Genomic DNA, 11,144 nt, shown 5'->3' with positions numbered 1-11,144 from the left:
TTTCCCGCCCCCTTTTTTTTTTGTTGTGTGCGTCTTGCGCCCGAGCCACCCACCCCCCCCCCCCCCCCCTCGCCGCTGTCGGGGACCACCGCCACGACCCGATTCGGTGTCAGCGCACCAGATTCAGCGTGCGGCGGGCCAGGTCGGAGATGCGGGTTCTGCCGTAGCCGGTGACCGAGCTGTGGACGGTGTCGTGGAACGGCGCGGTCCAGTGGGCGGGGATGGCGGCGGCTCCGGTGAGGATGCCCGCCACCGAGCCGGCGGTCGCGCCGTTGGAGTCGGTATCCCAGCCGCCCTGGACGGTGAGGGCGACGGTCCGGGTGAAATCACCTTCGCCCCAGAGCAATCCGGCAGCGATGAGGCAGGCGTTGCCGATGGCGTGGACCCAGTTGTAGTGGGCGTGGCGGGTGTGGATGGCGGTCACGGCCCGGTCCCAGGACATGCCGCCGCGGTGGTCGTCGGTGACCTCGGCCAGGGCCAGTGCCAGGCGGGAGCGGGCGGGGATGACCGAGTGCGCGACGGCCAGCGCTGCGGCGGGGCCGGGGGCGGTGAAGGCGGCGGCGATCAGCGCACCCGACCACATGGCGGCCCATAAACCATTGCCCACGTGGGAGATCGAGGCGTCGCGAGCCGCCGCGGCGGCCGCGCGGCGGGGTTGTCCGGGGTGGGTGTAGCCGTGGATGTCGGCGCGGATGAGCGCGCCGATCCACTCGCGGTAGGGGTTGCGGTAGGTGGCGGTGTCGGGCGGGGCGAAACCGTCGATGAGGTTGCGGTAGGCGACGCGTTCGGCGGTGTAGGTCTGCAGGAACGGCAGGCGCTCGAGCCAGAGGGCCGCGACGTCATCGGGGGTGAACGACCTCCCGTGCTGCTCCAGCAGATGCAGACCGAGAATCGGGTAGTCGACGTCGTCGTCGCGGGGACAGCCGTCGATACGGCCGAGAGTGGCTGTGTGCCAGGCTCTTCGGCCATCGGCCTCGGGCGGCAGCGGGTCGGCGACGGGGACGTAGTCGCGCAGCGGATAGGCCCCGCTCGCCTCCAGATACCCGCGGATACGTGCGGGTGTCCAGACGAAGCCGTTCTCCAGGGGTTTGCCCAGCGTGCAGCCGATACAGCGGCCGAGCCAGCCGCCGTGGATGCGGTCCAGCAGCTCCGGCTCGCTCCAGCCCGGAATCGAATCCTCTTCGATGTCAGCCGGATTCGCGTGCCACGGCGCGTCCACCCATTCGGTGTAGGGCCAGTCCGGCAGTCGCGGCGCCCGCTCGACCCGATCCAGCAGCCGCCAGCAGGCCCCGGGAATCGCCTGCTCGGTGTGCGTGAGATCGCGTACTTCCTCCGCGAAATCGTCTACCGCGTAACCAGATTCGGCGCGCTGACACCACTCGTAGTACAGCAGGGCGCGCGGATCGGCCTCATGGTGGCCGAAGAAGGCCGACTCTATGGTCACAACACCGCCTGGGTGGCCGCGACCACCTCGGAGAGCAGGGGCAGGGATTCCTCGCGCTGTGGCACGCGCGCCCACCAGCGGCCCTCATGGGTGTGACGGCCGAATCCGGTGGGCAGGATGACATTACTGCGATGCGGGCCGATGTCGACGCTGTTGCGCTCGAGCAGCTCGAGGCATTCGTCGGACGGGTAGCCGTCGAAGACCGCCAGGAAGGTGCGGCGCGGCGGCTTGTCGCGCACCAGCACCGGGCCGGCCAGACCGCGACTGACCAGTTCGTCAAGGATCAAGGCCCCCAACGGTTCCGGGGTGTTCAGCGCCGCGATGGTGTCGACCAGCGGTAGGACCACGAAGCCCGGTGTGGTCACATGCACGTGGGGGAGACCGAACAGCGAGCGGTATACACGCGCCCACTCCTGCGGGGTCGTCAGCTCGTCCAACCGCACAATCCACCCCTCGTTCGGGCCCTGCTCCAACGACGGCGATGTCGATCGTCGGCGAAAGCCGACGTTTTCAGTGAAAACCCGTCCCCCGCATCGCACCACCGGTTTGGGTGAATCGTGAGCGAACTGTGGAGAACTTGCGACGCGACGAAGATTGCCAAGTCCACTGAACGGTCTGTTTCCGGGGTAGCCTCGGGGTACAGCCAGGCGTTCCTACCAGGAGGTTCGTCATGCCCTGCGATTTGATGCTGATTGCCTACGACGGCTCCGAGAATGCCCGGCGGGCCGTCGAATACGCGGGACGGTTCCTGGCCGCCGACAGAGCCGTGGTGCTGACGGCGTGGGAGCCGATGGTGCGCCAGGCCGCGCGGTTGTCGGGACTGTCCGGGGTGATGCAGCCGGAGTGGGTGACCGACGACGAAATAGAGGACATCGCGCTGGTGGACGCCCGGAATATCAATGCCGAAGGCGTGCGGCTGGCCAAGCTGGCGGGCCTGAACGCCGAGGCGCGCACCGCCGAGTGCACCACCACCATCTGGAATGCCATCGTCGAGACCGCCGACGAGCTGAACGTGGACATCATCGTGGCGGGCACCCGCGGAGCCACCGGCATCCGGGCCCTCATGCATTCGAGCGTCGCCGACGCTGTGCTCAAGCACTGCCATCGCCCGGTGCTCATGGTGCCGCCGGGCCGCGAACCCGCCGGAAAACAGGCCTGACGCCGGGAAACCCCGGACGGCAGGGGTCCACGCGCCCCCGGCCGGAGCGGGGCATTGCGGGAAAGATGCTGGGCCGCACCGGAATACCCGTACCTGCCCGGCGGCCCGGTGAGAGATGCGTCGCTCCCCGGTCCGGGCCGTCCGGCCCCGGGGCTATGGTCGAACCATCATGGACGGATTTCTGCTCGCGACGCCGGACGGTGTCGTACGCACCTCTGGCACCCGCGCCGCCTTCGATTCGGCGGCCGCCGCGAGCGCGGCGCTGCGGTCCGGGACAGCCGAGCTGATCGTGGGCGCGCTGCCGTTCGATCCACGCCGTCCCGCCGCCCTGGTGACGCCCGAGCAGGCCGCGCACACCGCCGGACCGTGGCGCCCGGCCGCCCTGCCGGACCTGCCCGAGGTCCGGATCGTCTCCGAAATACCCAGTGCCGCAGAGCATGTCGCGCGTGTCACGAGACTCGTGGAGCAGCTGGGCGATCCGGAGCAGCCGCTGCGCAAGGTGGTGGCGGCCCGGTCGCTGCTGGCCGAGGCACAGGCCCCGCTGGAGCCCGAGGTGATCGCCGCGCACCTGGTGACCCGGCATCCGCGGGCCGCCGTCTACGCCGTCGATCTCTCGGCGGCGGGACGCCCCGGCGACACGCTGCTGGGCGCGACGCCCGAGGTGCTGATCTCCCGGCACGGCCGCGCGGTCACCCTGCACCCGCTGGCCGGCACCCTGCCCCGGCTCGCCGATCCGGAGGCGGACGCGGCCCAAGCCCGGGATTTGCTGGCCAGCACCAAGAATCGCGACGAGCACGCCTTCGTCATCGACTGGATCCGCGAACTGCTGACCCCCGTCTGCGCCGAGCTGACCATCCCCGACGGGCCCGAACTGCTGTCCACGCCCGAGGTCTGGCACCTGGCCACCCCCATTCGCGGCGTGCTGCGCGATCCGGCCACCACCGCCCTGGACCTCGCGGTCCTGCTGCACCCCACCCCCGCGGTCTGCGGCACCCCGACCGCCCTGGCCCTGGACGCCATCGCCGACCTCGAGGGCGACCGCGGCTTCTACGGCGGCGCGGTCGGCTGGTGCGACGCGGACGGCGACGGCGACTGGTTCGTCGCCATCCGCTGCGCGGAACTCGCCGCCGACGCGCTCTCCCTGCGCGCCTTCGGCGGCGGCGGCATCGTGGCCGCCTCCGACCCGCACACCGAACTCCATGAGACCACCGCCAAACTCCGTACCTTCCTCGGCGGCCTGCACTGCACCATCCCCGAATAGCGCTACGCACCGAGCAACGCGACGTATCCGTATGCCAGGTCGACAACTGATTTCGCGACGGTCGGGGTAACTCCCCGGGGACGTCCAAAATCGGTTCGGCTCCCGACCGGCGGCACGCGTGCCCAACGCCAACGGCTCTCAGCCGCGCGCCAAAGTCTCGGGGTGGCGGGGGAGCGGGCCCGAAACCTGCTAGGTTGGCTCCCGTTACGTGCGTCCGATGTTGGGAGTACCGCGATGAAGTTTGCCGTTCCTGGTGCAGCGAGTGCTGTCGGCGGAGCCCTGGTCGGGCTGGCGGCGGTCCTGGTCATCACAATGGCGGCTTCGCAGGACAAGCGGCCCGAGATCGACCGCAGCGGCGAGGCGGGCTCGTCGCTATTGAACAACGTTGAGTACGGCTCACGCTGACCGGACGACCTCCGAACCAGGCCAACCCGAAGACTCACAGTCCGATGTGACCGGTCCGGGCGAGGACCGGTCTCCGACGACACTTCAGGACTCTGCCGGCACGGCCCCGCTGGGCCGCCGCTGGCTGCTCGGCAGTGTCATCGCCGCCTTCCTGCTGACCTTCCTGCAGGTGCCCGGGCAGACCGTCGCCGATACGAAATACGATCTGGCGCAGAATCCGCTGGGCTTTCTCGCCCGCGCCTCCCATCTGTGGAGCAGCCAGGCCCCGATGGGGCAGGTGCAGAATCAGGCCTACGGCTACTTCTTCCCGCACGGCGCGTTCTTCTCGCTCGGGCATCTGCTCGGCCTGTCCGGCTGGGTGACCCAGCGCATCTGGTGGGCGCTGCTGCTGCTCGCTGGATTCTGGGGCATCATCCGGCTCTGCGAGACCCTCGGCATCGGCAGCCGGGGCTCGCGGGTGATCGCGGCGGTCGCGTTCGCGTTCTCGCCGCGCGTGCTCACGACACTCGGCTCGATCTCCTCGGAGACGCTGCCGATGATGCTCGCGCCCTGGGTGCTGCTGGCTCCCGCCGCCCTGGGCGTGGCGATGAAGCGCCCCGCGCGGCGTGGCATGGCGACTCCCGCGGGCAGCGCCCTCGCGCTCGCGCTGATGGGTTCGGTGAACGCGGTGGCCACGGCCGCGGCGTTCCTGCCCGCGGCGCTGTGGTGGTTGTCCTACCGGCCGAATCGAGTGTGGTGGCGCTTCACCCGCGCCTGGATTCCGCTGCTGGTGCTGGGCACCTTCTGGTGGGTGGTGCCACTGCTGTTGCTGGGCAAGGTGAGTCCGCCGTTCCTGGACTACATCGAATCCTCCGGCGTGACGACGCAGTGGGCCTCACTGGGCGAGGTGCTGCGCGGCACCGACAGCTGGACCCCGTTCGTCTCCCCGGAGCGCATCGCGGGCGCGGTGCTGGTGACCCAGCCCGCGGCGGTGCTGGCCACCGGCCTGCTGGCCGCGGCGGGCATGGCCGGTCTGGCCATGCGGTCCATGCCGAATCGCGGTCGGCTCGCCCTGATCCTGATCGTCGGACTGGTCGGCATCTGCGCGGGTTACGCGGGTGAGCTGGGCGGGCCGTTCGCGGAACAGGTCCGGGTCTTCCTGGACTCCGGCGGCGCGCCGCTGCGCAATGTGCACAAGCTGGAACCGCTCATCCGGCTGCCGCTGGTGCTGGGACTCGCGCATCTGCTGAGCCGGGTGCCGCTGCCCGCATCGGTGCCGATGCCGGTGTGGCGCAGGGCCTTCGCGCATCCCGAGCGCGATCGCATGGTGGCGGTCGCCGCGCTCATCCTGACGGCGCTGACGCTGTCGACCTCGCTGGCCTGGACCGGCAAGCTCGCCCCGCGTGGCAGCTACGACCGGGTCCCGGCGTACTGGCAGCAGACTGCGGATTGGCTGGCGCACAACGCCTCCGACACCCGGGCGCTGGTGGTGCCGGGCGCGCCGTTCGGCAGCCAGGTGTGGGGTCTGACCCGCGACGAGCCCCTGCAGGCGCTGGCGAGCACCCCGTGGGCGGTGCGGGATTCGGTGCCGCTCAACCCGCCCGGCGCGATCCGCGCCATGGATTCGGTGCAGCGGCTCATTGCCGACGGACGGCCGTCGGCGGGGCTGGCGGCGACGCTGGCCGGGCAGGGCATCGGAATCCTGGTGCTGCGCAACGACCTCGACCCGGAGACCTCGCGCTCCACCCGGCCGATGCTGGCCCACCGCGCGCTCGACGGCTCGCCCGGATTGACGAAGGTCGCCCAGTTCGGGAATCCGATCGGGACCGCCAGGGTGGAGGGCCTGGTCGCGGACGGCGATCTGCGCCCGGAATACCCGGCGATCGAGATCTATCGCGTCGGGTCGACCGTGCCCGGCACCCCCGCCCAGGTGCGCAGCGGCGTCGGCGCGCCGACGTCGTTCCCGGGGGCGTTCACCGTCCCGCTGGACAGCGTCCCGGTGATCCAGGGCGGTCCCGAGGTGGTGGAACGGCTGCGCCGCAATCCCGCGGCGCCCGCCGGGCCGGCCGTGCTGGCCGCCGACGCCGCCACCGCCGGACTGCCGGTGGACGGGGTCACCATCACCGACACACCGATGGACCGGGAGACCGACTTCGGCCGCGTCGACAACCACAACTCGGCGCTGCGGGCCCCGGGCGACGCCCGCCGCACCCACAATCTGGTGCCGGACTATCCGGTGCCCGGCGCCCAGCTGGTGGCGGGCGAATGGTCCGGCGCGACGATCACCGCCTCCAGTTCCGCCGGTGACGCCACCCAGCTGGGCGGTGCCGCGCCCGGCAGCTCGACCGCGGCCGTGGTGGACGGCGATCCGGCCACCGCGTGGATCAGCAATGGCGCCGAACACGCTGTCGGGCAATGGCTCCGGCTGGATCTGGACAAACCGATCAGTTCCGCGGTGCTGCGGCTGACCACCAGCGCGGCCGCCATCGGCAGCCCGGTGAAGTGGGTGGAGGCGGAGACCGCCAAGGGCACGGTGGCGGCCCGCATCACCGAACCCGGTACGCCGGTGGCGATCTCGCTGCCGCCGGGCCGCACCGACTGGATCAAGATCACCGCCGTGCACACCGAGGACGGCAGCGCCGGCGGCCAATTCGGGATCAGCGAACTGAGCCTGGACGACTACGCCGACCGCGAGAACCCGGTGACCGTGGACATCCGGCACCGCACGGTACTGCCGCCCGCCCCCGCCGGCGCGCAGGTGCGCGGCTGGGACCTGGGACAGGAATTCCCCGGCCGCAGCGCCTGTTTCGACTCCCCCGACCGCGTCCGGTGCAGCAAGGGCCTGGCCCTGGCCGCCGAGGAGCCGAGCCTGTTCGAACGCACCCTGCAGGTGCCGCAGCCGGTCACCGTGTCCCCGGACCTGATCGTGCACACCCGTCCCGGTCCGGCGCTGGAAGCGCTGCTCACCGATCAGGACCGGCCCATCGCCCGCGGCCGCGCCGATGTCGGCGACCCGCGCGGCTCCGCCCTCGCGGCCACCGACGGGGACCCGCGCACCAGCTGGACCGCGCCCGAGACCACCGTCCGTAATCCGGCAGGGCCCAAACCCACACTCACCATCGAACTTCCGGCCCCGACCCTGGTGACCGGCCTGGAGGTGACGCCGTCGCGCGGCGATCTGCCCGCGCACCCCACCTCCGTCTCGGTGAATCTCGGCGACGGCCCGCAGGTGCGCACCGTGAATCCCGACTCCGGCGCGATCAGCCGGGTGGACCTGCACCCCTACGTCACCGATCGCATCGAGGTCAGCATCCAGACCTGGGACGGCGTACTCGACCGCACCGCACTGGGTTTCGCGCAGGAGCAGCCGCCCGGCCTGGCCGAGGTGAACGTGCTGGGCCCCCACTACCCCGCACCCGCCGATCCCGACCGGCTCCTCACCATCGACTGCGCGCACGGGCCCACCATCGCCGCCGCAGGCCACACCCTGCACACCACGGTGACCGGCACCGCCGCCGAATTGCGTTCCGGCGCACCGCTGCCCGCCACCGTGTGCACGGCCGATGTGAACAACGCGAACGATGCGACGAGCGACAGCGGATTCGACTTCCCGTCCGGCCGTGTGGATGTCGCGGTCGCGCCGACCGAACTGTTCACCGTCGACGAACTGCGCCTGGACCGCACCCCGCCGCTCGCCCCGGTGGCCGATCCGAACGGCAGTGCCGGCACGCAGGTGCTGGTGCTGCCGCTGAGCACGAATGTCGGATGGCAGGCCAAGTCCGCGGACGGCGCGACGCTGCACCCCGTGGTGATCAACGGCTGGCAGCAGGCGTGGCTGGTGCCGGCCGGAACCAAGGGCCCGATCACCGTCGCCTTCCCCACCGATCGCTGGTACCGCCTGGCCATCTTCGGCGGCCTGCTGTTGCTGATTCCGCTGATCGTGCTGGCATTCCGGGGTGCGCGCTCGCCCGTCCGCGACGATGGGACCCCGCCGCGCACCTGGCACAGTCGCACCGTCGCCGGGCTGGGACTGGCCGCGGGAGCCGGTCTCATCGCCGGACCCGTCGCCCTCGTGCTCACCCTGTTCGGCCTGATGGCCGACCGGCTCCGGCCGCACGTGCTGCCGCGGGCGCTGGTGGCGATCGCGGCCGGCGGTACCGCCATCTCCGCGGCCGCGCTCTCGACCGGGCCCTGGCGTTCGATGGAGGGCTATGCCGGCGGTTCGCTGTGGGTGCAGTTCCCGGCGCTGGTCGCGGTGATCGCGGTGGGGATCGCGGCGCTGCCGCCACGCCGCTGAACCAGAGTGCCGCCGCGCCGCTGAATCATGCTGCCGCTCAACCGAAGCGGCGGCGCGTCCACTGCCGGACGGGTTCCTCGACGAGGGCGTAGCTGGCGGCCGCCAGCGGCAGCGTGAAGGCCACGGTCAGCAGGTAGACCACCACGAAATGCCCGTGGAACGGCACGATGCCGAACACCGGGAAGATGATCGACAGCACGGCCAGATGCCAGATGAAGATGCCGTACGACCAGCGTCCGAGCGTCGCGGCGACCCGGCCCTCCAGCACCCGGTGCCGCCGATCGGGCCGCAGCACCAGCGGGGCCAGCAGGCCGAACCCGATGACCGCGCCGAGCGCCATCTTCATGACGTACTGCCACGGCCGCCCGTGCACGAGACCCGCCGGACCCGCCAGATCGGTGGCCGCCAGCAGCATGGCCACGAACGCGAGCGGCCACATCAGCCACTGGTTCCCGGCCACCCGCCGCCAGCGCGGGGCGGGCAGGTCGGCGAGTTCGGCCAGCAGCATGCCCGCCGCGAACCACGGCAGATAGCCCGGCAGCCAGTTGTCGGCGTGAATGCCCTCGGGCGTGGGCACCGGCAGGAAATTCCAGCCCAGGCACAGCAATCCCAGGCCCAGCACCACCGGCACCCGCAGCCGCGCCCGTTGCCCGCGCAACCAGACCAGGGCGAACGCCAGCAGCGGAAGCACCAGGTAGAAGGCGACTTCCACCGAGAGGCTCCACATCTGGGTGAGACCGTCGGTCAGGGTGAAGGGCACGAACACCTGCAGCAGACCGAGATTCGACAGCCATACCCGCAACCCCGCGGTGTGCGCCGCGCTGGGCAGCAGGATCAGCACCACGCCCACGACCACCCAGTAGGCGGGCAGGATGCGGGCCGCGCGATGCAGTAGATACCGTCCGGCGCTCGGCGCTCGGCCCTGTCCCCGGGCCGCAGCGGCGTGCGGGCGCCACAGCAGGAATCCCGACAGCGCGAAGAACACCGCGACCGCCATGTCGAATCGCTCCCACACCCGGCCCAGCACCGGCTGCCCGGTGGCGCCGGTCTGGAAGGCCACGTGGGTGAGCACGACACCCAGCGCCGCCAGCGCGCGCATGCCCTCGAGTGCCGGAACGAAGCGACCCAGACGGGCCGCGGGCGGCGCGGCCGGGATCGGGTTCGTCTCGGGATTCAGGGTGGTCGTCATCGCGGCCCAGTCTGCCCTGTCGCCGTTCGTCCGAGCGCCCGGCCGCCTCCGCACGACTGCACCGGGCGGCTATTTCGGGGAGTTTTCCTGCCTCGGCCGCACTCTGGGACCGCTCGGACTGTTAGTGTCTGGGCTCACGAGTGCTGCGCGGCGACCGCAGTACTGGAGGAAACACGTGTTCGACGACGAGGAGAACCTGCATGGCACTCAGTGCCGGTACCAGAAGGACGGTGGCCTGCGTACTCGTGGGGCTCGGTGCGATGCTGCTCGTCGCCGCGATCATGGTCCCCACCTATACGGTCAGTCGGCTGGCGAAGACCCCGCTGGACCTGGAGATCACGACCGTCGCGACCAATCCGCAGAACGGCGCTCCCAGTGAGGTGCTGGACTCCAAGTCGCTGACCTCGGGAACGGGCTCGGCGAAGGTGGACCAGAACGTCCCGCTCGTCTCGCAGCGCTTCCTCACCGTCGAAGACCCGTCGGACGCTTCGGAAATGACCATCCAGGCCGGTCAGACCCTGCGCCGCACCGACAAGCAGGGCGACACCGGCCTGCTGACCGCGTCCATCGACCGCGTCACCGTGGACCGCAAGACCGGTCAGCCGGTGGAGTCGGTGGACGGCGGCCCCAACGGTGCGATCGGCGTGACGGTCGACAAGAAGGGCGAGAGCGTGATGGACCCGGTGCAGCACACCGGCCTCCAGTACCGCTTCCCGATCGGCACGGACAAGAAGACCTACCCCTACTTCGATCTGAACGTGCGCAAGACCTACGACATCAACTACGTCGAAGAGACCGAGATCAACAATCTGAAGGTCTACCACTTCCAGATGGCCGTGCCGGTCACCGATCTCTCCACCGTCGCCAACTCGCCGACCAACAAGCTGACCCTGCCCGCCGAGAAGTGGGGCGTGGAGGGCGACGGCGACGTCACCATGGCGCGCTTCTACACCAACACCCGCGACCTGTGGGTCGAGCCGCGGACCGGCACCGTCATCAAGGGCCAGGAGCAGATCCACCTGTTCTACGCCCGCAGCGGTGACAAGCCCGAGGTGACCGCCCTGAAGTCGACCCTGGTGTTCGACGAGAACACCATCGAGTCGCAGATCTCGGTGGCCAAGGACAACATCGACAAGCTGTCGCTGTACGGCCGCGTCCTGCCGATCATCCTCGGCGTCCTCGCCCTGGTGTTCCTGATCGTCGGCCTGCTGCTCGGCTTCCTCGGCAAGAACGGCGGCAACGGGCGCACCCCGGTCCGCCGCGTCGCCCCGGCCCCGTCCGGCGGTCCCGGCAACTTCGATGCCCCGACCCAGCAGATCGATATGAACAAGAAGCCCTAGCGGCTCCCGGTTCACCGCGGGGGAGAACCCCGCCACCGGGTTGGGCGCCTCCCCTTCCCTCCCAAACACC

At 70.7% G+C, this 11,144-nt stretch carries 8 protein-coding genes; 5 read left to right on the top strand and 3 right to left on the bottom strand.

The genetic code is table 11. The annotated features are described in order from the left end of the window. Positions 1-109: 109 nt before the first annotated feature. Both ACFXN1_RS30490 and ACFXN1_RS30485 read right to left on the bottom strand, forming a co-directional pair. Positions 110-1,444 carry an ADP-ribosylglycohydrolase family protein gene (locus ACFXN1_RS30490; protein WP_379445331.1) on the bottom strand — a complete coding sequence of 445 codons (1,335 nt, stop codon included), beginning with the start codon at positions 1,442-1,444 and terminating at the stop codon, positions 110-112. After that, positions 1,441-1,881, bottom strand: coding sequence for a hypothetical protein (locus tag ACFXN1_RS30485; RefSeq protein WP_379445333.1), 441 nt, complete (start codon positions 1,879-1,881; stop codon positions 1,441-1,443). The genes ACFXN1_RS30490 and ACFXN1_RS30485 overlap by 4 nt, the downstream gene beginning before the upstream one ends. A gap of 233 nt (positions 1,882-2,114) precedes the next feature. Between ACFXN1_RS30485 and ACFXN1_RS30480 the strand changes: the two genes are divergently transcribed. The 4 genes from ACFXN1_RS30480 (at position 2,115) to ACFXN1_RS30465 (ending at position 8,545) form a co-directional block, all read left to right on the top strand. Beyond that, positions 2,115-2,603 carry a universal stress protein gene (locus ACFXN1_RS30480; protein WP_379445334.1) on the top strand — a complete coding sequence of 163 codons (489 nt, stop codon included), beginning with the start codon at positions 2,115-2,117 and terminating at the stop codon, positions 2,601-2,603. Positions 2,604-2,772: 169 nt separating this feature from the next. After that, the gene (locus ACFXN1_RS30475; RefSeq protein WP_379445335.1) at positions 2,773-3,864 is read left to right on the top strand and encodes an isochorismate synthase MenF; all 1,092 of its coding nucleotides are present in this window, start codon (positions 2,773-2,775) and stop codon (positions 3,862-3,864) included. 234 nt (positions 3,865-4,098) lie between these two features. Continuing rightward, positions 4,099-4,269: a DUF2613 domain-containing protein gene (locus ACFXN1_RS30470; protein ID WP_354841234.1), complete on the top strand. Its 171-nt coding sequence runs from the start codon at positions 4,099-4,101 to the stop codon at positions 4,267-4,269. A 46-nt stretch (positions 4,270-4,315) separates the two neighbouring features. After that, positions 4,316-8,545: an alpha-(1->3)-arabinofuranosyltransferase gene (locus tag ACFXN1_RS30465; RefSeq protein WP_379445337.1), complete on the top strand. Its 4,230-nt coding sequence runs from the start codon at positions 4,316-4,318 to the stop codon at positions 8,543-8,545. 37 nt (positions 8,546-8,582) lie between these two features. Here ACFXN1_RS30465 and ACFXN1_RS30460 read toward each other — a convergent pair whose 3' ends face one another. Then, complete coding sequence (locus tag ACFXN1_RS30460; protein WP_379445338.1) at positions 8,583-9,734, bottom strand: acyltransferase family protein; 1,152 nt, start codon at positions 9,732-9,734, stop codon at positions 8,583-8,585. Between the two features lie 200 nt (positions 9,735-9,934). Here ACFXN1_RS30460 and ACFXN1_RS30455 point away from each other — a divergent pair, with 200 nt between their 5' ends. Continuing rightward, positions 9,935-11,074 (top strand): DUF3068 domain-containing protein, encoded by a 1,140-nt coding sequence (locus ACFXN1_RS30455; RefSeq protein WP_379402904.1) that lies wholly within the window; start codon positions 9,935-9,937, stop codon positions 11,072-11,074. Positions 11,075-11,144 lie beyond the last annotated feature (70 nt).

Source organism: Nocardia sp. NPDC059154 (assembly GCF_042755705.1).
Classification (GTDB): Bacteria; Actinomycetota; Actinomycetes; order Mycobacteriales; family Mycobacteriaceae; genus Nocardia.
This window is presented reverse-complemented; position numbering and strand designations above follow the sequence as displayed.

Excerpts from the sequence above, each read along its gene's own strand:
- ACFXN1_RS30480 (WP_379445334.1), top strand. The coding sequence starts at position 2,115 with ATGCCCTGCGATTTGATGCTGATTGCCTACGACGGCTCCGAGAATGCC.
- ACFXN1_RS30475 (WP_379445335.1), top strand. The coding sequence starts at position 2,773 with ATGGACGGATTTCTGCTCGCGACGCCGGACGGTGTCGTACGCACCTCT.
- ACFXN1_RS30470 (WP_354841234.1), top strand. The coding sequence starts at position 4,099 with ATGAAGTTTGCCGTTCCTGGTGCAGCGAGTGCTGTCGGCGGAGCCCTG.
- ACFXN1_RS30460 (WP_379445338.1), bottom strand. The coding sequence starts at position 9,734 with ATGACGACCACCCTGAATCCCGAGACGAACCCGATCCCGGCCGCGCCG.
- ACFXN1_RS30455 (WP_379402904.1), top strand. The coding sequence starts at position 9,935 with ATGGCACTCAGTGCCGGTACCAGAAGGACGGTGGCCTGCGTACTCGTG.